Raw genomic sequence first — 20,965 nt, 5'->3', positions numbered from 1 at the left:
AGAGGCGCGATGTCTGACGCCAGGAAGCAGGCGGAGAACACGGCCTCGTCCCACACGCTTCTGGAAGGGCGGCTCGGCTACCAGGTCGAGTCCGCCCTTCTGGTGCGTGCGCTGACCCACCGTTCGTACGCGTACGAGAACGGCGGTCTGCCCACCAACGAGCGGCTGGAGTTCCTCGGGGACTCCGTGCTCGGCCTGGTGGTCACGGACACGCTGTACCGCACCCACCCCGACCTGCCCGAAGGCCAGCTGGCCAAGCTGCGGGCCGCGGTGGTCAACTCGCGTGCGCTGGCGGAGGTCGGCCGCGGCCTCGACCTGGGCTCCTTCATCCGGCTCGGCCGTGGTGAAGAGGGCACCGGAGGCCGGGACAAGGCATCCATCCTCGCCGACACCCTGGAAGCGGTGATCGGCGCGGTCTATCTCGACCAGGGCCTCGACGCGGCGTCCGAGCTGGTGCACCGGCTCTTCGACCCGCTGATCGAGAAGTCCTCGAACCTCGGCGCGGGCCTGGACTGGAAGACCAGTCTCCAGGAACTGACGGCGGCCGAGGGCCTTGGCGTTCCGGAGTACCTGGTCACCGAGACCGGGCCGGACCACGAGAAGACCTTCACTGCTGCTGCCCGCGTCGGTGGTGTCTCGTACGGCACCGGCACCGGCCGCAGCAAGAAGGAAGCGGAGCAGCAGGCCGCGGAGTCCGCCTGGCGGGCCATCCGGGCCGCTGCGGACGAACGCGAGGCGGCGGCGAAGGCCGCTGCCGAGGCGGGAGAGGCCGCCGACACCTCTCCCGGGCCCGATGCCCCGGCGGACGCGACGGACCAGCCGGACGTCGCGGCCCCCAGCGGCACGTCCTGAGGGCGCACGCTTCCCGCCCCGTCGTACCTCCTGGTACGGCGGGGCTTCCCGGCTTTTCCCCGCCGGCCCGTCCCGGGTCGGCCTGCCGGCCCCTCGTCCCCGGGCCGGCCCGCTGTTCCGAGGAGTCGTACCGTGCCCGAGTTGCCCGAGGTCGAGGTCGTACGGCGTGGGCTGGAGCGCTGGGTGAGCGGACGCACGGTCGCCTCCGTCGAGGTGCTGCACCCGCGGGCCGTGCGGCGGCACCTCGGGGGCGGTGAGGACTTCGCCGCCCGGCTGAAGGGCCACCGCATCGGCGTGGCGCAGCGGCGCGGCAAGTACCTGTGGCTGCCGCTGGAGGACACGGACGCCTCGGTGCTGGGCCACCTCGGCATGAGCGGTCAGCTGCTCGTGCAGCCCGCGGGGGCGCCCGACGAGAAGCACCTGCGGATCCGCCTCCGGTTCGACGACGCGCTCGGCACCGAGCTGCGCTTCGTCGACCAGCGCACCTTCGGCGGCCTCTCGCTCCACGACAACACCCCGGACGGGCTGCCCGACGTCATCGCGCACATCGCGCGCGACCCGCTGGACACCGCCTTCGACGACGAGGCCTTCCACCGCGCGCTGCGCCTGCGCCGTACGACGATCAAGCGGGCCCTGCTCGACCAGACGCTGATCAGCGGCGTCGGCAACATCTACGCGGACGAGGCGCTGTGGCGCTCCCGCCTCCACTACGACCGGCCGACGGCCGGCTTCACGCGGCCGCGGTCGCTGGAGCTGCTCGGCCATGTGCGGGACGTGATGCGCGCGGCCCTGGAGGTCGGCGGGACCAGCTTCGACAGCCTGTACGTCAATGTGAACGGCGAGTCCGGGTACTTCGACCGCTCCCTGGACGCCTACGGGCGCGAGGGCGAGCCGTGCGGCCGCTGCGGTACGCCGATACGGCGCCGCCCGTGGATGAACCGGTCCAGCTACTTCTGCCCGAGCTGCCAGCGCCCGCCGCGCATCACGCGCGTCGCCCCGCGCGCGTAACGACCGCAGAGCACCGCACCGACGGGCGCGCCGCCGTCAGTCGTGCGCCGCGTCGTACCGCTCGCGTGCCGCCAGCACCTCGGGCATCCGGCCCTCCACGAGGTGGATGAGGCCCAGCAGCCGCTCGGCGACGTCCCGGCCGAGGGGCGTCAGCTCGTAGTCCACGCGCGGCGGGTTCGTCGGCTGGGCCTCGCGGTGCACCAGTCCGTCGCGCTCCAGCGCGTGCAGCGTCTGGGAGAGCATCTTCTCGCTGACGCCGTCCACCCGCCGCCGCAGCTCGTTGAAGCGGAGGCTTCCCTCGTACAGGGCACCGAGGGTCAGACCGCCCCAGCGCCCGGTCACATGCTCCAGCGTCCCGCGCGACGGGCACCGCTTCGCGAACACGTCGAACGGCAGGTCGTCGTCGACGGGCGTCCTCGCCGCTGCTTCCACTACCGCTTCATCCATACCACCACCATACGCCCCCACAGCGCTAACCAATGGGTTGCGCTTTCAAAAAGTTAGTGCTTTCCTTCTGGTGTCACCCGACGCCACGCCGACCCAGGGAGCACCACCGTGACCACGCCCGTCGTCTCCATCGCCTTCCACTCCGGATACGGCCACACCGCCGTCCTCGCCGAGGCCGTCCGCGACGGCGCCGCCTCCACCGGCGCCACCGTCCACCTCGTCGCGGTCGACGCCCTCACGGAGAGCGACTGGGAACTGCTCGACGCCTCCGACGCGATCGTCTTCGGCTCGCCCACCTACATGGGCACCGCGTCCGGCGCCTTCCACACCTTCGCCGAGGCCACCTCCAAGCGGTGGTTCACCGACACCTGGCGCGACAAGCTGGCCGCCGGCTTCACCAACTCGGGGTCGAAGAGCGGCGACAAGCTGCACACCCTGCAGTTCTTCCAGATCCTCGCCGCCCAGCACGGCATGCACTGGGTGAACCTGGGCCTGAAGCCGGGCTGGAACGCCAGCACCGCGTCGGAGTACGACCTCAACCGCCTGGGCATCTTCGCCGGCGCGGGCGCCCAGTCGAACAACGACGAGGGCCCCGACGCCGTGCACAAGGCCGACATCGCGACCGCCGAGCACCTGGGCCGCCGCGTCGCCGAGACCGCCCGCACCTTCGCCGCGGGCCGCGCCGCCACCGCGGCCGCCTGAGGCACCGCGCAACGCCCGAGGGCCCCGTCACCACAGCGGTGACGGGGCCCTCGGGCGTACCGGAAGCGCGAGCCGGCGCTCGACTCGTCAGAAGCCGAAGTTCTGCGTCCACCAGGGACCGCCGTCCCCGAAGTGCACGCCGACACCCAGCGTCGTGAAATCGCAGTTCAGTATGTTCGCGCGGTGGCCCTCGCTGTTCATCCAGGCGTCCATCACCGCGGCGGCGTCGGCCTGGCCGCGCGCTATGTTCTCGCCGCCCAGCCCCTCGACACCGGCCTGGGCCGCCCGGTCCCACGGACCGTCCCCGTCGGGGTCCGTGTGCGAGAAGAAGTCGCGCGCCGCCATGTCCTGGCTGAACGCCCGGGCCAGCGACGTCAGGTCCGACGAGGCGCGCAGCGGGCTGCAGCCGGCCCTGGCGCGCTCCTGGTTGACCAGGTCCAGGACGGCCGCCTCGGCCGCGGCCTCCCGGCTCGTCACCGTCTGCGCGGCCGCCTCCGCGGAGGTCTTCGCCGGGAGCGGCGCCGCCGTACGCGTACGGGTCGGGGTCGGGGACGGAGCCGGCTTCGTGGGCTCCGGGGCCTTCGTCTTCTTCGGCGGCGCGGGCGAGGGCGCGGCCGGCTTCGGCGCGGGCGCCTTCGACGGCGTGAGGGTCGGCGTGGCGCTGCGGGACGGCGACGAGACCGGGCTGCTCGTGGGCACGGCCGTGGAGCCGCCCTGCGTGTTCAGCGCGGAATCGCCGGAGCTCACCTGCTTCCCCTGCGAACCGCTGCCGAGCGTGAACGTGTCCCCGCCGGGCAGCAGCCCCGACGCGACGGCCACGGCACCCATCGCCATGGCCGCGGAGGCGCCGAGCAACCCCGTGCGTACCGGAACGGCGGCCCGCTTCCTCCGGCGATGGCGTCCCATCTGCTCTGCCTTCCTGCTGCTCCTGCTGTCACCGTCCGCCGCCCGGGCCGCGCGACCGGTGATACCGGTGGGATGCGCCCGAACGGGTGAGGCTCATTGCGTCGGGACTGTACGCCATGACACGCGGGGGTGAAGTGATGCGGAACCAATTGGCCGGTTAGCGTGCAGCCATGAATGACGACGCACGGTTCACCGCCTGGGTGCGCGGCCGAGTACAGGGAGTGGGCTTCCGCTGGTTCACCAGGGCGAATGCACTGGAGATCGGCGAGCTGACCGGGTTCGCCCTCAATCTCGACGACGGCCGCGTACAGGTCGTCGCCGAAGGGCCACGTGAGAATTGCCACCGTCTGCTGGAGTGGCTGCGCTCCGACGACACACCCGGGCGCGTCGACGGAGTCACTGAGATCTGGGACACGCCGCGCGGCGGATACCAGGGCTTCGAAGTCCGCTGACGATCTTGAATGCGGCCCCTATAAGGGGGCGCGCGGCGCACGGCGCGAGCTTCCTCCACCGCCGTGCGCGCGGTCGCATGGGACGGAAATGACCAGGTGATTGCCGAGAAGGGGTTGTGGTGGCCGTCCCGGCGCGCAAGGATGATCTCCAAGCCCCTCAGGGCACCGCGCGCGAGGCGCCGCCGCATCTTCCGCGGCCGCGGACCCCCGGTAGCCCTTTGATACGGGGCGTGATCGTGTTGACCGTCAAACTTTTTGGTGAGACTCTGGAAGCCCCGCGCACCTTAGCTGTTTGGCAGTAAGAACCGCAGCGGCACCACGTACTGCCGAGCACCGCGGGTGCGATTCCCTCACGACCCACACCGCTTCGGTCGGTCACTCAGTGTGGAGGACCATCCATCATGGCAAAGGCGCTTCTCGGTTATGTCGGCGGTACCGACCCGCGACTGCTCGCCGAGATGCGACGGCTTCAGCAGCGCGTACAGGACCTGGAGTCCGAGCTGGTACGGATCCAGTCCGAGAACGACGCGCTCACCGCTGCCGCCGCACACCGCGAGCCGCTGCTCGACGGCATCGACATCGACGTACCCAAGGGCGAGCCTGCGCTCACCTGACCCCCGCAAGGGAACCCCGTAGCACTTGGACCTGCGGGACGGTGAGAAACACTCTCGCGAGATCAGATATGCAAGGGACGCTCCGGCGTCCCTTCTTTCTTTTCCGCCCCCCGTGTTCACCCGAGTGTCCGCCACCGTACGGGCCGTGCTTACCGACTGATCTGCCCTGCACGTTCATGGGTCAAACGAAACCCGCCAGGTAGAGTCCGCGGCGTGCACCTCAAGGCCCTGACCCTCCGCGGATTCAAATCGTTCGCCTCGGCCACCACCCTGCGGTTCGAGCCGGGCATCACCTGTGTCGTCGGGCCCAACGGCTCGGGCAAGTCGAATGTCGTCGACGCGCTCTCGTGGGTCATGGGGGAACAGGGCGCCAAATCCCTGCGCGGCGGCAAGATGGAGGACGTCATCTTCGCCGGCACCACCGGCCGCCCGCCCCTGGGCCGCGCCGAGGTGTCCCTGACCATCGACAACTCCGACGGCGCCCTGCCGATCGACTACGCCGAGGTCACCATTACGCGGATCATGTTCCGCAACGGCGGCAGCGAATACCAGATCAACGGCGACACCTGCCGTCTTCTCGACATCCAGGAACTCCTCAGCGACTCCGGTATCGGCCGGGAAATGCACGTGATCGTCGGGCAGGGCCAGCTCGACTCCGTTCTGCACGCCGACCCCATGGGCCGCCGCGCCTTCATCGAAGAGGCCGCCGGTGTTCTCAAGCACCGAAAGCGCAAGGAAAAGGCGCTGCGCAAGCTGGACGCCATGCAGGCCAATCTCGCCCGCGTCCAGGACCTCACCGACGAACTGCGCCGCCAGCTCAAACCCCTCGGCCGCCAGGCCGCCGTCGCACGCCGCGCCGCCGTCATCCAGGCCGACCTGCGCGACGCCCGGCTGCGCCTGCTCGCCGACGACCTCGTACGGCTCCGGGAGGCCCTGCGGGCCGAGATCGCCGACGAGGCGGCGCTCAAGGAGCGCAAGGAGCAGGCCGAGGCGGAGCTGCGGGCCGCACTCGCCCGCGAGACCGCCCTGGAGGACGAGGTGCGGCGCCTCACGCCCCGCCTCCGGCGCGCCCAGCAGACCTGGCACGAGCTGTCGCAGCTCGCCGAGCGGGTGCGCGGCACGATCTCCCTGGCGGAGGCCCGGGTCAAGAGCGCCACCGCGCAGCCCGTCGAGGAACGGCGCGGCCGCGACCCCGAGGACATGGAGCGCGAAGCCGCCCGCATCCGCGAGCAGGAGGCGGAGCTGGCCGCCGCCCTGGAGGCCGCCCAGCGCGCCCTGGAGGACACCGTCGCCCACCGCGCCGAACTGGAGCGCGCCCTCGTCGCCGAGGAGCGCCGCCTCAAGGACGCCGCCCGCGCCATCGCCGACCGCCGCGAACACCTGGCCCGGCTCACCGGCCAGGTCGGCGCCGCCCGCTCCCGGGCCGCCTCCGCCCAGGCCGAGATCGAACGGCTGACCGCCACCCGCGACGAGGCACGCGAGCGGGCCGCGGCGGCCCAGGAGGAGTACGAACGACTCAGGGCCGAGGTCGACGGGCTCGACGCCGACGACGCCGAACTCGCCGAGGCCCACGAGGCCGCCAAGGCCGACCTCGCCGACGCCGAGGCCACGCTCACCGCCGCCCGCGAGGCCGCCACCGCCGCCGAACGCCGCCGCGCCGCCACCCAGGCCCGGCACGACGCGCTGGCCCTCGGCCTGCGCCGCAAGGACGGAACCGGCGCACTCCTCGGCGCCGCCGACCGGCTCACCGGACTGCTCGGCCCCGCCGCCGAACTCCTCACCGTCACTCCCGGCCACGAAGTGCCGGTCGCCGCCGCACTCGGCGCGGCCGCCGACGCCGTCGCCGTCAACGGCCCCGCCACCGCCGCCGAGGCCATCCGGCTGCTGCGCAAGCAGGACGCCGGCCGCGCCGCACTGCTCCTCGGCGGCCTCCCCGGGCACGACGAGGACCCGCCCCGCGTGCCGGGCGTCCGGTACGCCGCCGATCTGGTGCGCGGCCCCGACGAGCTGATGCCCGCCGTGCGGCGCCTGCTGCGGGACGTGGCCGTCGTCGGCACCCTGGAGGACGCCGAGGACCTCGTCTACGCGCGGCCGGGGCTGACCGCCGTCACCGCTGAGGGCGACGTCCTGGGTGCCCACTTCGCACAGGGCGGGTCCGCCGGCGTGCCCAGCCTCCTGGAGGTGCAGGCCTCCGTGGACGAGGCCGCGGCGGAGCTGGCCGAGCTGGCCGTACGCTGCGAGGAGTTCGCCGTACGGCAGCAGGAGGCGGCCGAGCGGCGGCGCGCCTGCGCCACGCGCGTCGAGGAGCTGGGGGAGCGGCGCCGGGCCGCCGACCGGGAGAAGTCGGCCGTCGCCCAGCAACTCGGCCGCCTGGCGGGGCAGGCACGGGGCGCCGCCGGCGAGGCCGAGCGCGCCGACGCCGCCGTCGCCCGCGCCCAGGAGGCGCTGGAGAAGGCCACCGAGGACGCCGAGGAACTGGCCGAACGGCTCCTCGTCGCCGAGGAGACCCCCGCCGATGAGGAGCCCGACACCTCGGTGCGCGACCGGCTCTCCGCCGACGGTGCCAACGCCCGTCAGACCGAGATGGAGGCTCGCCTCCAGCTCCGCACCCACGAGGAGCGCGTCAAGGCCCTGGCCGGCCGGGCCGACGCCCTGGACCGTGGTGCCCGCGCCGAACGCGAGGCCCGTGCCCGCGCCGAGCGGCGCCGCGCCCGGCTGCGCCACGAGGCGGAGGTCGCCACGGCAGTCGCCGCCGGCGCCCGCGCGCTTCTCGCGCACATCGAGGTGTCCGTCGTACGGGCCGAGCAGGAACGGTCCGCCGCCGAGGCGGCCAAGGCGGCCCGCGAACAGGACCTCGCGGCGGCCCGCGCGGCCGGCCGGGACCTGAAGGCCGAACTGGACAAGCTCACCGACTCCGTGCACCGGGGTGAGGTGCTGGGCGCCGAGAAGCGGCTGCGGATCGAGCAGCTGGAGACCAGGGCGCTGGAGGAGCTGGGCGTGGAGCCCGCGGGGCTCGTCGCCGAGTACGGCCCCGACCAGCCCGTACCGCCCGCGCCGCCGGCCGAGGGCGAGGAGCTGCCCGACGACCCGGCGCACCCGCGCAACCGGCCGCGGCCGTTCGTCCGCGCCGATCAGGAGAAGCGCCTGAAGGCCGCCGAGCGCGCCTACCAGCAGCTCGGCAAGGTGAACCCGCTCGCCCTGGAGGAGTTCGCGGCCCTGGAGGAGCGCCACCAGTTCCTCTCGGAACAGCTGGAGGACCTGAAGAAGACCCGCGCCGACCTGCTCCAGGTGGTCAAGGAGGTCGACCAGCGCGTCGAGCAGGTCTTCACCGAGGCGTTCCGCGACACGGCCCGCGAGTTCGAGGGCGTCTTCTCGCGGCTCTTCCCCGGGGGCGAGGGGCGGCTCGTGCTGACCGACCCGGACAACATGCTCGCCACGGGCGTGGACGTCGAGGCCCGGCCGCCCGGCAAGAAGGTCAAGCGGCTGTCGCTGCTCTCCGGCGGGGAGCGGTCGCTGACGGCCGTCGCCATGCTCGTGTCGATCTTCAAGGCGCGGCCGAGCCCGTTCTACGTGATGGACGAGGTCGAGGCCGCGCTCGACGACACCAACCTCCAGCGGCTGATCCGGATCATGCAGGAGCTCCAGGAGAGCTCCCAGCTGATCGTCATCACGCACCAGAAGCGGACCATGGAGGTCGCGGACGCCCTGTACGGCGTATCGATGCAGGGTGACGGCGTATCGAAGGTCATCAGCCAGCGGCTGCGCTGAGCCCGCTCACCTCGCTTTGTTCAAGTCCTGAAGGCACTGGCTGAAACTGTGCGCATGAAGTCACATGACATGAGCTATTGACTTCGAAACTTGAAGGCATAGTCTCTGCAACGTTGCTTTTACCTTCAGGTGGTGGGCGGCGTGAGGTTGTGCGCCACTGGAAGGGCTCGCCCCCCATGCCCGGCGACGGTGCCGGGCCCAGGAGTACACGTGACCAGCACCACGCAACCGGCATCGGGTGCCCGCCAGGCGCACCCGGACCATCTCAGCCACGTCATCTTCATCACGGCCGCCGCCGCGATGGGCGGATTCCTCTTCGGCTACGACAGCTCCGTCATCAACGGCGCCGTCGAAGCCATCCGGGACCGCTACGACATCGGCTCCGGGACCCTGGCCCAGGTCATCGCCGTCGCCCTGATCGGCTGCGCCATCGGCGCCGCCACCGCCGGCCGCATCGCCGACCGCATCGGCCGCATCCGCTGCATGCAGATCGCCGCCGCGCTCTTCACCGTCAGCGCCGTCGGCTCCGCCCTCCCCTTCTCGCTGTGGGACCTGGCCTTCTGGCGCGTCGTCGGCGGCTTCGCCATCGGCATGGCGTCCGTGATCGGCCCCGCCTACATCGCCGAGGTCGCCCCCGCCGCGTACCGAGGCCGCCTCGGCGCCTTCCAGCAGGCCGCCATCGTCATCGGCATCGCCGTCTCGCAGCTGGTCAACTGGGCCATCCTCAACCTCGCCGACGGCGACCAGCGCGGCGAGATCGCCGGCCTGGAGGCCTGGCAGTGGATGCTCGGCGTCATGGTCGTCCCGGCCGTCCTGTACGGCCTGCTCTCCTTCGCGATCCCCGAGTCGCCGCGCTTCCTGATCTCCGTCGGCCGCACGGACCGCGCCCGCGAGGTCCTGGCCGAGGTCGAGGGCCACGCCGTCGACCTCGACGCGCGCGTCACCGAGATCGAGACCGCCATGCACAGCGAGCACAAGTCCACCTTCAAGGACCTGCTCGGCGGCCGCTTCGGCCTCCTGCCGATCGTCTGGGTCGGCATCGGGCTGTCGGTCTTCCAGCAGCTCGTCGGCATCAACGTCGCCTTCTACTACTCCGCCACGCTCTGGCAGTCCGTCGGCGTCGACCCGTCCAGCTCGTTCCTCTACTCGTTCACCACGTCGATCATCAACATCATCGGCACCGTGATCGCCATGGTCCTCGTCGACCGCGTCGGCCGCCGGCCGCTCGCCCTCGTCGGCTCCGCCGGTATGGCGGCCGCCCTCGCCCTGGAGGCCTGGGCCTTCTCCGCCGACCTGGTCGACGGCAAGCTGCCCGGCACGCAGGGCGTCGTCGCCCTGATCGCCGCCCACACCTTCGTCCTCTTCTTCGCCCTCTCGTGGGGCGTGGTGGTCTGGGTCTTCCTCGGCGAGATGTTCCCCAACCGGATCCGCGCCGCCGCCCTCGGCGTCGCCGCATCCGCCCAGTGGGTCGCCAACTGGGTGATCACCGCGAGCTTCCCCTCGCTCGCCGAGTGGAACCTCTCCGGCACCTACCTCATCTACACGGTCTTCGCCGTGCTCTCCATCCCCTTCGTGCTCAAGTTCGTGAAGGAGACCAAGGGCAAGGCGTTGGAGGAGATGGGCTAATTCCCCGCTGCCCCTCTCCTCGATCACGGAACACTGCCCCGGCTCACCCGCTGAGCCGGGGCAGTGCCCGTCTGCGGGAGCGACGCCCGGCGGCAGGGGTACGACGCCGAGGGCGCCGGTGGCCCAGCACCCCGTACAGCAGCGCCGCCACCGCGATCGTCACCACCCAGCCGAGGCCGTTGCGGCCCGGCCACGTCCCCGACAGCGGCCCGGCGAACCAGTCGACCCGCGTGAACAGCAGCCCCACCACCAGCGCCGTGCCCCACGCCGCCATCGCCCGCCACGCGAACCCGCCCCGGTACCAGTAGGCACTCGTGCGCGAGGTGTCCAGCAGCGCGGCCCCGTCGTACGACGTGCGCCGCAGCATGTCGACGCCGAACACCCCGATCCACGCCGAGAACGCCACCCCCAGCAGCGTCAGGAACGACAGGAACGACCCCAGGAAGCTCGTCGCCACCAGCATCAGCAGCACACCCCCCACCAGGCTGATCACCGCGTTCACGCTCACCGCCCACGCCCGCGGCAGCCGCACCCCGAGCGTCTGCGCGGTGAAGCCCGCCGAGTACATCGACATCGCGTTGATCAGCACCATGCCCGCCAGCGCCAGCAGCAGGTACGGCACCGACAGCCAGGCCGGCAGCCGCTCACCGATGAACCCCACCGGGTCCCGCGTCGACGCCAGGTCGGGCGTCGACACCGCCATCACCCCGCCCATCAGCACCATCGGCACCGTCACCAGCACCGCGCCCCCGACCGTCGAGCCCACCATCGCCCCGCCCGACGACGAACGCGGCAGATAGCGCGTGAAGTCCGGCGCCGACGGCACCCAGCTGATCCCGCCCGCCGCGAGCGTCCCGATCCCGACCACCATCAGCGCGTTCGACCCCTCGGGCCGGCCGAACACCGCGGCCCAGTCCGTCTCCACGAGCAGATGGATCAGCACCAGCACCGAGAACGCACCGAAGAGATACGTCGACCACCGGCCGCACACGTGGACCGCGCCGATCCCCAGCCCCGAGACCGCGAACGTCGCCCCCACGAACAGCAGCAGCGTCACGACGATCAGCGGCGTACTGCTCCGCACCCCGAACAGCAGGTCCAGCACCGCCAGCAGCGCGTACGAGCCGGTCACCGCGTTGATCGTCTCCCAGCCCCAGCGTGCCACCCAGATCAGCGCGCCCGGGAAGAGATTGCCGCGCTGCCCGAACACCGCCCGCGACAGCGCCATCCCCGGCGCCCCGCCCCGCTTCCCCGCGATGGAGATCGCCCCCACGATCCCGTACGACATCAGGGGCGCCGTCACCGCCACGACCAGCACCTGCCACAGGTTCAGCCCGTGGAAGACGACCAGTCCGGCGCCGACCGTGAGCAGAAGCACACTGATGTTCGCCGCCACCCACGTCGGGAACAGCTCACGGACGTGGCCGGTGCGTTCGGAGTCCGGTACGGGCTCCAGACCGCGCGTCTCCACCGCGCCTTCCGTGCTCCGGGGGCCTTCGGAGGGCGTGTCCGGCATGGGCAGCTCCCTGGGCGGGGACGGGACCTGCATATCGTACATACCGGCCAAAAGCCGCAAATGATGCGCTACGGCGCTGGTGGATCCTTTCACCAACGGCTCCCGGCCGCGGCTGTGGCCGATACTGGACGCGTTATGGAATACGTCATCCTTGCTGTAGTCATCGCCCTGGTCGCGGTCGGACTGACCGGCTACCTCGTGGTGAGCGGCCGCAAGCAGAAGCAGCTGCCGCGCCCCGAGGCCCCGTCGGCCACGCCGACCATCACCGCTCCGCCCGCCGAGCCGCACGTCGGTGACGAGGCGGAGACACTCCGCGAAGAGCCACGCCGGACCATCGAGGAGGTCGACCTCCCGACCGCCGAGGAGATCGTCGAGGAGCCGCAGGCCCTCGAGGACCCCGTCATGGCCGCGCCCCCGGCCCCCGAGATCGAGGTCCCCGAGCCGACCGCCGGCCGCCTGGTCCGGCTCCGCGCCCGGCTCGCCCGGTCCCAGAACTCCCTCGGCAAGGGGCTGCTCACCCTGCTCTCCCGCGAGCACCTCGACGAGGAGACCTGGGAGGAGATCGAGGACACCCTCCTCACCGCGGACGTCGGCGTCGCCCCCACCCAGGAGCTCGTCGAGCGGCTGCGCGAACGCGTGAAGGTCCTCGGCACCCGTACGCCCGCCGAGCTGCGCACCCTGCTGCGCGAGGAACTCCTCACCCTTCTCGGCACCGATTTCGACCGCTCGGTGAAGACCGAGAGCGGTACGGACACACCGGGCGTCGTCATGGTCGTCGGCGTCAACGGCACCGGCAAGACCACCACCACCGGCAAGCTGGCCCGCGTCCTGGTCGCCGACGGGCGCTCCGTCGTCCTGGGCGCCGCCGACACCTTCCGCGCCGCCGCCGCCGACCAGCTCCAGACCTGGGGCGAGCGCGTCGGTGCCCGCACCGTGCGCGGGCCCGAGGGCGGCGACCCGGCCTCCATCGCGTTCGACGCGGTGAAGGAGGGCATCGCGGAGGGCGCCGACGTCGTCCTGATCGACACCGCCGGCCGCCTGCACACCAAGACCGGTCTCATGGACGAGCTGGGCAAGGTCAAGCGCGTCGTGGAGAAGCACGGCCCGCTGGACGAGGTGCTCCTCGTCCTGGACGCCACGACCGGCCAGAACGGCCTGGTCCAGGCGCGCGTCTTCGCCGAGGTCGTCGACATCACCGGCATCGTGCTGACCAAGCTGGACGGCACCGCCAAGGGCGGCATCGTCGTGGCCGTCCAGCGCGAGCTGGGCGTCCCGGTCAAGCTCGTCGGCCTCGGCGAGGGCCCCGACGACCTGGCCCCCTTCGAACCGGAAGCCTTCGTCGACGCCCTGATCGGCGACTGACCTCTCCGCGCCTGCCGGCCCACCTCGACTGCCGCCACCATTCCGCGGTTGTGGGCCGGCACCGCCGTTCCGCCGTTGCGGGCCGGCGCCGCGGTGCCGCCGTGCCGCCGTTCCGTCGTTGTGGGCTGCCGCGCCGTTCCTGCTGTGGGCATGCGTTCCGCCAGGGGCGGAACGGGTGGGCACAACGAGGAACGGCCCCCGGCCTGAGGGCCCGCCCCCTGCGCGCCACGACGGTGGGTGGGTCCGGGGGCGGCCCGGGGGTCACGTGCTCAGATTGGCTCGCTCGGGCCCATGAGAGCGAAGCGTTGCTGCGTCGCCAATCCTGCGCGCGCGACCCCCGGTCCACCCCCGTCCCGTTGACGGGCGTCTGACCGCCGGTGGGGGGCGCCGCCCGCCCGTGGGCGGGCTCACCACCGGTGGGGGCGGGCGCCTCAGCCTGCTGAGCGGTGGCAGATGTACGCCAGCGTCCCCAGCAGCAGGCGGGCCTGCGGTGGGGCGTGGGGCGTGTCGAGGGACGGGGGGCGCAGCCAGCGGACCGGGCCCAGGCCGCCGTGGTCCGACGGCGGCGCCGTGATGTGCTCGCCCGGCCCCAGGCACCGCAGATCCAGGTCGGCGTCGTCCCACCCCATCCGGTACAGCAGCTGCGGCAGCTCCGCCGCCGCCCCGGGCGCCACGAAGAACTGGGCCCGCCCCGTGGGCGTCACGCAGACGGGCCCCAGCGGCAGCCCCATCCGCTCCAGCCGCACCAGCGCTCTGCGCCCCGCCGCCTCCGCGACCTCCAGGACGTCGAACGCGCGGCCCACCGGCAGCAGCAGGGCCGCGCCCGGTACGCCCGACCACACCTCGGCGACGGCGTCCAGCGGCGCGCCCGCCGGGACCTCGGGGGCGAACCCGAGCGGATGCGCCCCCGGAGCCGTACACGAAGGGTCGCCGCAGGAGCAGCGGCCGGCCGACGCGCGGGCGCCCGGCACCACGTCCCAGCCCCACAGGCCCGTGTACTCGGCCGCCACCGCGCACTCGGCGGAGGTGCGGGCGGGACGGCGGCGCGCCCCCGTCAACCCCGTGAAGCCGGACAACCCCGTCCATCCGGACCGCATTTCGCGGATGCGTGTGCCGCCGATCGTGAAGCCCATGCCCCCTCCAACGGGTTGACCTCGCCGGTGGTTACGACCTGGAGTTCCGCCGTGACGCTCCGTCTCGCCCCGCCTCTTTCGGGTGGCGCGCGGAGGCGCGCCGGGTGGTGCGGCGCACCACGCACGCCACCTCGTACACCAGTCCGCCGGGCTCCCGATCGTCGTGTGTCAAGTGAATCGCGCCCCGCTCCCCGTGAGTTCATTCGAAGGGGTGGCGAATGGTGGCGTTTATGGAATCGGCCTCGCGGGGCGGGTGATCGTAGGATTACTTTCGGTGCGTGAACCCCGGGTAGCGTGCGCGCTCGTGGGTATGCCGGAGGCAAGCCGGTTTCCTGTTCGATGGGTGCAAGCACCAGACGGCAGGCCACAACCCACGGCATTCTGATAAGGGTTCGCGCAACAAGCGATTCGGCGGATGGGGGCCTACCAGTGGGCGGCAGCGGCGCAGACGGTACGAACGCCGGCAAGCGCCCGAACGAGCAACTCGGCTCGTGGTTCGTGCGCAGTGGCTGGTCGAAGGGCGAGCTGGCGCGCCAAGTGAACCGTCGGGCGCGCCAGATGGGCGCACACCACATCAGCACCGACACCTCGCGCGTTCGGCGCTGGCTCGACGGCGAACAGCCGCGCGAGCCGATCCCGCGCATCCTCTCCGAACTGTTCTCCGAGCGCTTCGGCACCGTCGTCGCCATCGAGGACCTGGGGCTGCGCACGGCCCACCAGTCACCCTCGGTGTCCGGCGTCGACCTGCCCTGGGCCGGTCCCCAGACCGTCTCCCTGCTCAGCGAGTTCTCCCGCAGCGACCTCATGCTGGCCAGGCGCGGCTTCCTCGGCACCTCGCTCGCCCTCGCCGCCGGGCCCGCCCTCATCGAACCGATGCAGCGCTGGCTCGTACCCACGCCGGCCGCCGACCGCCCCGACGGCCCGCCCCCCGCGCGGCGCCCCGGCAAGCTCTCCAAGGCCGAGCTGGAGATGCTGGAGTCCACCACCGTCATGTTCCGCACCTGGGACGCCCAGTGCGGCGGCGGGCTGCGCCGCAAGGCCGTCGTCGGGCAGCTCCACGAGGTCACCGACCTCCTCCAGGAGCCCCAGCCCGCCGCCACCGCCCAGCGCCTCTTCCGCTGCGCCGCCGAACTCGCCGAGCTGGCCGGGTGGATGAGCTACGACGTGGGCCTCCAGCCCACCGCCCAGAAGTACTTCGTGCTCGCCCTGCACGCCGCCAAGGAAGCCGGCGACAAGCCCCTCGGCTCGTACATCCTCTCCTCCATGAGCCGCCAGATGATCCACCTCGGGCGGCCCGACGACGCGCTGGAACTCATCCACCTCGCCCAGTACGGCAGCCGCGACTGCGCCACCGCGCGCACCCAGGCCATGCTGTATGCGATGGAGGCCCGCGCGTACGCCAACATGGGCCAGCCCAGCAAGTGCAAGCGGGCCGTACGGATGGCCGAGGACACCTTCGCCGACGTCGGACTCGACGGCGAGCCCGAACCGGACTGGATCCGCTTCTTCTCCGAGGCCGAACTCAACGGCGAGAACTCCCACTCCTACCGCGACCTCGCCTACGTGGCCGGACGCAGCCCCACCTACGCCTCCCTCGCCGAACCCGTCATGGAGCGCGCCGTCCACCTCTTCGAGAAGGACGAGGAACACCAGCGCTCCTACGCCCTCAACCTCGTCGGCATGGCCACCGTGCACCTGCTCAAGCGGGAACCCGAGCAGGCCACCGCCATGGCCGAGAAGGCCCTCGGCGTCGCCCGGCGCGTCCGGTCCGAACGGGTCAACACCCGGCTCCGCAAGACCGTCGACACCGCCGCCCGCGACTTCGGCGACGTCCCCGAGGTCATCAACCTCACCGAGATCCTCGCCCACCAGCTGCCCGAGACCGCCGAAGCGGTCTGACCAGGGCCACCACTGACTCCGGCCACGACAGCCACCCCTACAGCCCGACTCGGTTCCCCCACCGCCAGGTCAACAGGGTCGCTGTCGTGGCCGGTCCATGACAGCGGTGGAGGATAGCCCCGTTACCTGCCCGTGACCCTCCAGTTCATGGCGACGTAACACACCCACCCCCTTCGTCACTGCGGCGAAACATGGTGCGGCATCTACCGAAACCCCGCTGCGCCAACCTCCTGCGTCATAACCGGCCACCCCTCATAGCCGCGCAGCATCCCCGGCTCCGCGCCCCGCACAGGCCGTACCGACGACGAGGAGACGCCGATGCCCCCAGGCATCCTGACGCTTGCCGCAGAGGAAGCACCCACCCTCTCTGCCGCGAACACCGGCTTCATGCTCATCTGCTCCGCCCTGGTGATGCTCATGACCCCGGGCCTGGCCTTCTTCTACGGAGGCATGGTCCGGGTCAAGAGCACCCTCAACATGCTGATGATGAGCTTCATCAGCCTCGGGATCGTCACCATCCTGTGGGTGCTCTACGGATTCAGCATCGCCTTCGGCACCGACATCGGCTCGGTCGTCGGCTGGTCCTCCGACTACGTCGGCTTCGGCGGCATCGGCCGCGACCAGCTCTGGGACGGCTACACCATCCCCGTCTTCGTCTTCGCCGCCTTCCAGCTGATGTTCGCGATCATCACCCCCGCCCTCATCAGCGGCGCCCTCGCCGACCGCGTGAAGTTCAGCGCCTGGGCCCTGTTCATCGCGCTGTGGGTCACCGTCGTCTACTTCCCCGTCGCCCACTGGGTCTGGGGCTCCGGCGGCTGGCTCTTCGAGATGGGCGTCATCGACTTCGCGGGCGGCACCGCCGTCCACATCAACGCGGGTGCCGCCGCCCTCGGCGTCATCCTCGTCATCGGCAAGCGCGTCGGCTTCAAGAAGGACCCGATGCGCCCGCACAGCCTCCCCCTCGTCATGCTCGGCGCCGGCCTGCTCTGGTTCGGCTGGTTCGGCTTCAACGCCGGCTCCTGGCTCGGCAACGACGACGGCGTCGGCGCCGTGATGTTCCTCAACACCCAGGTCGCCACCGCCGCCGCCATGCTCGCCTGGCTCGCGTACGAGAAGATCCGCCACGGCGCCTGCACCACCCTCGGTGCCGCCTCCGGCGCCGTCGCCGGCCTCGTCGCCATCACCCCCGCCGGCGGCTCCTGCTCCCCGCTCGGCGCCATCGCCATCGGCGCCGTCGCCGGCCTCGTCTGCGCCATGGCCGTCGGCCTCAAGTACAAGTTCGGCTACGACGACTCCCTCGACGTCGTCGGCGTCCACCTCGTCGGCGGAGTCATCGGCTCCCTCCTCGTCGGCTTCTTCGCCACCGGCGGCGTCCAGTCCGACGCCAAGGGCCTCTTCTACGGCGGCGGCTTCGACCAGCTCGTCAAGCAGGCCATCGGCGTCTTCTCCGTCCTCGCCTACTCTCTGATCGTCTCCGCCGTCCTCGCCTTCGTCCTCCACAAGACGATCGGCATGCGGGTCAGCGAGGACGACGAGATCTCCGGCATCGACCAGGGTGAGCACGCCGAGACCGCCTACGACTTCAGCGGAGCCGGCGGCGGCGCCGCCTCCCGCAAGACCGTGCCCGCCCCGACCGAGACCGCCGCGGCGGCACAGAAGACCAAGAAGGTGGACGCATGAAGCTCATCACCGCGATCGTCAAGCCACACCGCCTCGACGAGATCAAGGAGGCCCTCCAGGCCTTCGGGGTCCAGGGCCTGACCGTCACCGAGGCCAGCGGCTACGGCCGCCAGCGCGGCCACACCGAGGTCTACCGCGGCGCCGAGTACACCGTCGACCTCGTCCCCAAGATCCGTATCGAGGTCCTCGTCGAGGACGACGACGCCGAACAGCTCATCGACGTCATCGTCAAGGCCGCCCGCACCGGCAAGATCGGCGACGGCAAGGTCTGGAGCGTCCCCGTCGAGACCGCCGTACGCGTCCGCACCGGCGAACGCGGACCCGACGCACTGTAAGGGAGTTGCTGGGTGACGAGCCTCGACGTGACACCAGAGACCGAAGACTCGGGACCCAGCGGCTACGCGGCGGCCCGGCTGCGCCTCCTCCAGGAGGACGCGCGGCCCGGGCCGCCGCGCCGTGCCGCACTGGCCCGGCTCACCGACGAATGGCTCACCGCGCTGTTCACCGCCGCCGCCCCGCCCCGCGGCACCGCCCTCGTCGCCGTCGGCGGCTACGGGCGCGGCGAACTCTCCCCGCGCAGCGACCTCGACCTGCTCCTCCTCCACGACGGCAGCCACGACCCCGCCGCCGTCGCCGCCCTCGCCGACCGCGTCTGGTACCCCGTCTGGGACCTCGGCCTCGCCCTCGACCACTCCGTCCGCACCCCCGCCGAAGCCCGCAGGACCGCCGCCGACGACCTGAAGGTCCAGCTCGGCCTCCTCGACGCCCGGCCCGTCGCCGGCGACCTCGGCCTCGTCACAGCCCTGCGCACCACCGTCCTCGCCGACTGGCGCAACCAGGCCCCCAAACGCCTCCCCGAACTCGGCGAACTCTGCCGCGACCGCGCCGAACGCCAGGGCGAACTGCAGTTCCTCCTCGAACCCGACCTCAAGGAGGCCCGCGGCGGTCTCCGCGACGCCACCGCCCTGCGCGCCGTCGCCGCCTCCTGGCTCGCCGACGCCCCCCGTGAAGGCCTCGCCGACGCCCGCCGCCGCCTCCTCGACACCCGCGACGCCCTCCACCTCACCACCGGCCGCGCCACCGACCGGCTCGCCCTGCAGGAACAGGACCAGGTCGCGAAGGCCCTCGGCGTCCTCGACGCCGACACCCTCCTCCGCCAGGTCTACGAAGCCGCCCGCACCATCTCGTACGCCACCGACGTCACCTGGCGCGAGGTCCACCGCGTCCTGCGCGCCCGCTCCGTACGCCCCCGCCTGCGCGCCATGCTCGGCGGCTCCCGCGGCTCCCGAGGCTCTCTGGGCGGCAAACCCCAGCCCGAACGCACCCCCCTCGCCGAAGGCGTCGTCGAAATGGACGGCGAGGTCGTCCTCGCCCGCACCGCACGCCCCGAACGCGACCCCGTCCTGCCCCTCCGCGCCGCCGCCGCGGCCGCCCAGTCCGGCCTGTCCCTCTCCCCGCACGCCGTACGCCACCTCGCCGCCACCGCCAAGCCCCTCCCCACCCCGTGGCCCGCCGAGGCCCGCGAACAGCTCGTCACCCTGCTCGGCGCCGGCGAACCCACGGTCGCCGTCTGGGAGGCCCTGGAGGCCGAAGGCCTCATCAGCCGCCTCATCCCCGACTGGGAACGCGTCCGCTGCCGCCCCCAGCGCAACCCCGTCCACACCTGGACCGTCGACCGCCACCTCGTCGAAGCCGCCGTACGCGCCTCGTCCCTCACCCGCCGCGTCGGCCGCCCCGACCTGCTGCTCGTCGCCGCACTCCTCCACGACATCGGCAAGGGCTGGCCCGGCGACCACTCCGTCGCCGGCGAGACCATCGCCCGCGACGTCGCCCTGCGCATCGGCTTCGACCAGTCCGACGCCGCCGTCCTCGCCACCCTCGTACGCCACCACCTCCTCCTCGTCGACACCGCCACCCGCCGCGACCTCGACGACCCCGCCACCGTCCGGTCGGTCGCCGACGCCGTCGGCTCCCTGTCCACCCTGGAGCTGCTGCACGCCCTCACCGAGGCCGACGCACTCGCCACCGGACCCGCCGCCTGGTCCACCTGGCGCGGCTCCCTCGTCGCCGACCTCGTCAAGCGGGTGGCCGGCGCGCTGGCCGGGGACGCCCCGCGCGTGGCCCAGCCCACGGCGCCCAGCGCGGAGGAGGAACGGCTCGCGGTGGAGGCCCTGCGCACCGGGGAGCCCGTGCTGAGCCTGCACGCCGAGATCGCCCCGCAGGACGAGGAACCCGAACCGGTCGGCGTGGAGCTCCTGATCGCCCTGCCCGACCAGCCGGGCGTCCTTCCGGCCGTCGCCGGGGTCCTGGCCCTGCACCGGCTGACCGTACGGTCGGCCGACCTGCGGGCCATCGACCTGGAGGCGGCTGGGGGCGGGCCTTCCGTCCTGGTCCTGAACTGGCGCGTCGCCGCCGAGTACGGGTCGCTTCCGCAGGCCGCACGCCTGCGCGCCGACCTCGTACGGGCCCTGGACGGCTCCATGGACGTCGCGCGCCGACTGGCCGAGCGGGACGCCGCGTACCCGAGGCGCCGGGGTGTGAAGGCCCCGCCGCCGCGGGTGACGGTCGCCCCGGCGGGTTCCGCCGCCCGCGCCACGGTCATCGAAGTGCGGGCACAGGACGCCCCGGGGCTGCTGCACCGGATCGGACGTGCCCTGGAGGGCGCGGAGGTACGGGTGCGCAGCGCGCACGTGAGCACCTTGGGCGCGAACGCGGTGGACACCGTGTATGTGACGGACGTCAAGGGCGCACCGCTCCCGGCCGAGGAGGCGCTGAGGGTGGCCAAGGACTTGGAGAATGCGCTGGCGGGGGCGTGACGGGACGGTCGATGAGCCGCTGAGCAGGGCATTGCTCCCCGTGTGCACGGGGGTGGTCCCCTCAAGGGCAAAGGCCGGCTATCCGGGGCCGACTGCTCCCCGCACACGCGGGGGTCGTGCCCTCGCCGGCCGGCTCAGGCAGGCGAGGGCACCTTCATTGCGCGGCCGGATACCCTTGAGTCCG

16 protein-coding genes are annotated in these 20,965 nt (G+C 72.3%); 12 read left to right on the top strand and 4 right to left on the bottom strand.

Features of this window, described 5'->3' with window-relative positions; all coding sequences use genetic code 11:
- Window positions 1-9: 9 nt before the first annotated feature.
- The gene (gene rnc, locus ABEB09_RS08320; protein ID WP_345688633.1) at window positions 10-852 is read left to right on the top strand and encodes a ribonuclease III; all 843 of its coding nucleotides are present in this window, start codon (window positions 10-12) and stop codon (window positions 850-852) included.
- Between the two features lie 132 nt (window positions 853-984).
- The gene (gene mutM / locus ABEB09_RS08315; RefSeq protein ID WP_345688631.1) at window positions 985-1,860 is read left to right on the top strand and encodes a bifunctional DNA-formamidopyrimidine glycosylase/DNA-(apurinic or apyrimidinic site) lyase; all 876 of its coding nucleotides are present in this window, start codon (window positions 985-987) and stop codon (window positions 1,858-1,860) included.
- A gap of 36 nt (window positions 1,861-1,896) precedes the next feature.
- Here mutM and ABEB09_RS08310 read toward each other — a convergent pair whose 3' ends face one another.
- Window positions 1,897-2,307, bottom strand: coding sequence for a winged helix-turn-helix transcriptional regulator (locus tag ABEB09_RS08310; RefSeq protein WP_345688629.1), 411 nt, complete (start codon window positions 2,305-2,307; stop codon window positions 1,897-1,899).
- Between the two features lie 108 nt (window positions 2,308-2,415).
- Here ABEB09_RS08310 and ABEB09_RS08305 point away from each other — a divergent pair, with 108 nt between their 5' ends.
- Window positions 2,416-3,009 (top strand): flavodoxin family protein, encoded by a 594-nt coding sequence (locus ABEB09_RS08305; RefSeq protein ID WP_345688627.1) that lies wholly within the window; start codon window positions 2,416-2,418, stop codon window positions 3,007-3,009.
- An 87-nt stretch (window positions 3,010-3,096) separates the two neighbouring features.
- Here the strand turns inward: ABEB09_RS08305 and ABEB09_RS08300 are convergent, their stop codons facing one another.
- Window positions 3,097-3,915: a CAP domain-containing protein gene (locus ABEB09_RS08300; protein WP_345688625.1), complete on the bottom strand. Its 819-nt coding sequence runs from the start codon at window positions 3,913-3,915 to the stop codon at window positions 3,097-3,099.
- 170 nt (window positions 3,916-4,085) lie between these two features.
- Here ABEB09_RS08300 and ABEB09_RS08295 point away from each other — a divergent pair, with 170 nt between their 5' ends.
- The 4 genes from ABEB09_RS08295 to ABEB09_RS08280 all read left to right on the top strand — a co-directional run bounded on the left by ABEB09_RS08295 (window position 4,086) and on the right by ABEB09_RS08280 (window position 10,375).
- Complete coding sequence (locus tag ABEB09_RS08295; protein WP_345688623.1) at window positions 4,086-4,367, top strand: acylphosphatase; 282 nt, start codon at window positions 4,086-4,088, stop codon at window positions 4,365-4,367.
- 401 nt (window positions 4,368-4,768) lie between these two features.
- Entirely contained in the window at window positions 4,769-4,981 is a 213-nt protein-coding gene (locus tag ABEB09_RS08290; RefSeq protein WP_345688621.1) for a hypothetical protein, read from the top strand.
- A 213-nt stretch (window positions 4,982-5,194) separates the two neighbouring features.
- On the top strand, window positions 5,195-8,749 hold the full coding sequence (gene smc / locus ABEB09_RS08285) for a chromosome segregation protein SMC (RefSeq protein ID WP_345688618.1): 3,555 nt from the start codon (window positions 5,195-5,197) through the stop codon (window positions 8,747-8,749).
- A 210-nt stretch (window positions 8,750-8,959) separates the two neighbouring features.
- Complete coding sequence (locus ABEB09_RS08280) at window positions 8,960-10,375, top strand: sugar porter family MFS transporter (RefSeq protein WP_345688616.1); 1,416 nt, start codon at window positions 8,960-8,962, stop codon at window positions 10,373-10,375.
- Between the two features lie 43 nt (window positions 10,376-10,418).
- Here ABEB09_RS08280 and ABEB09_RS08275 read toward each other — a convergent pair whose 3' ends face one another.
- On the bottom strand, window positions 10,419-11,891 hold the full coding sequence (locus ABEB09_RS08275) for a purine-cytosine permease family protein (protein ID WP_345688614.1): 1,473 nt from the start codon (window positions 11,889-11,891) through the stop codon (window positions 10,419-10,421).
- Window positions 11,892-12,026: 135 nt separating this feature from the next.
- On the opposite strand from ABEB09_RS08275, the gene ftsY reads away from it, so the two are divergent.
- Entirely contained in the window at window positions 12,027-13,253 is a 1,227-nt protein-coding gene (ftsY, locus tag ABEB09_RS08270) for a signal recognition particle-docking protein FtsY (RefSeq protein WP_345688612.1), read from the top strand.
- Between the two features lie 431 nt (window positions 13,254-13,684).
- Here the strand turns inward: ftsY and ABEB09_RS08265 are convergent, their stop codons facing one another.
- Window positions 13,685-14,386, bottom strand: coding sequence for a bifunctional DNA primase/polymerase (locus ABEB09_RS08265; protein WP_345688610.1), 702 nt, complete (start codon window positions 14,384-14,386; stop codon window positions 13,685-13,687).
- A gap of 429 nt (window positions 14,387-14,815) precedes the next feature.
- On the opposite strand from ABEB09_RS08265, the gene nsdA reads away from it, so the two are divergent.
- The 4 genes from nsdA to ABEB09_RS08245 all read left to right on the top strand — a co-directional run bounded on the left by nsdA (window position 14,816) and on the right by ABEB09_RS08245 (window position 20,781).
- Window positions 14,816-16,285 (top strand): transcriptional repressor NsdA, encoded by a 1,470-nt coding sequence (nsdA, locus tag ABEB09_RS08260; protein ID WP_345688608.1) that lies wholly within the window; start codon window positions 14,816-14,818, stop codon window positions 16,283-16,285.
- A gap of 318 nt (window positions 16,286-16,603) precedes the next feature.
- Window positions 16,604-17,965, top strand: coding sequence for an ammonium transporter (locus ABEB09_RS08255; RefSeq protein WP_345688606.1), 1,362 nt, complete (start codon window positions 16,604-16,606; stop codon window positions 17,963-17,965).
- Window positions 17,962-18,300, top strand: coding sequence for a P-II family nitrogen regulator (locus ABEB09_RS08250; RefSeq protein ID WP_345688604.1), 339 nt, complete (start codon window positions 17,962-17,964; stop codon window positions 18,298-18,300). The genes ABEB09_RS08255 and ABEB09_RS08250 overlap by 4 nt, the downstream gene beginning before the upstream one ends.
- Before the next feature lie 12 nt (window positions 18,301-18,312).
- Window positions 18,313-20,781 (top strand): [protein-PII] uridylyltransferase, encoded by a 2,469-nt coding sequence (locus ABEB09_RS08245; protein WP_345688602.1) that lies wholly within the window; start codon window positions 18,313-18,315, stop codon window positions 20,779-20,781.
- Window positions 20,782-20,965 lie beyond the last annotated feature (184 nt).

It is taken from the genome of Streptomyces coeruleoprunus, assembly GCF_039542925.1.
GTDB classification, from domain to species: Bacteria; Actinomycetota; Actinomycetes; order Streptomycetales; family Streptomycetaceae; genus Streptomyces; species Streptomyces coeruleoprunus.
Note: the sequence above shows the minus strand (reverse complement) of the source record. Positions and strands in the feature narration are given on the sequence as shown.

What these genes read in the sequence shown, in the direction of transcription:
- rnc (WP_345688633.1), top strand. Translation starts at nt 10, where the DNA reads ATGTCTGACGCCAGGAAGCAGGCGGAGAACACGGCCTCGTCCCACACG.
- ABEB09_RS08310 (WP_345688629.1), bottom strand. Translation starts at nt 2,307, where the DNA reads ATGGATGAAGCGGTAGTGGAAGCAGCGGCGAGGACGCCCGTCGACGAC.
- ABEB09_RS08300 (WP_345688625.1), bottom strand. Translation starts at nt 3,915, where the DNA reads ATGGGACGCCATCGCCGGAGGAAGCGGGCCGCCGTTCCGGTACGCACG.
- ABEB09_RS08295 (WP_345688623.1), top strand. Translation starts at nt 4,086, where the DNA reads ATGAATGACGACGCACGGTTCACCGCCTGGGTGCGCGGCCGAGTACAG.
- ABEB09_RS08290 (WP_345688621.1), top strand. Translation starts at nt 4,769, where the DNA reads ATGGCAAAGGCGCTTCTCGGTTATGTCGGCGGTACCGACCCGCGACTG.
- ABEB09_RS08275 (WP_345688614.1), bottom strand. Translation starts at nt 11,891, where the DNA reads ATGCCGGACACGCCCTCCGAAGGCCCCCGGAGCACGGAAGGCGCGGTG.
- ftsY (WP_345688612.1), top strand. Translation starts at nt 12,027, where the DNA reads ATGGAATACGTCATCCTTGCTGTAGTCATCGCCCTGGTCGCGGTCGGA.
- ABEB09_RS08265 (WP_345688610.1), bottom strand. Translation starts at nt 14,386, where the DNA reads ATGGGCTTCACGATCGGCGGCACACGCATCCGCGAAATGCGGTCCGGA.
- ABEB09_RS08255 (WP_345688606.1), top strand. Translation starts at nt 16,604, where the DNA reads ATGCCCCCAGGCATCCTGACGCTTGCCGCAGAGGAAGCACCCACCCTC.
- ABEB09_RS08250 (WP_345688604.1), top strand. Translation starts at nt 17,962, where the DNA reads ATGAAGCTCATCACCGCGATCGTCAAGCCACACCGCCTCGACGAGATC.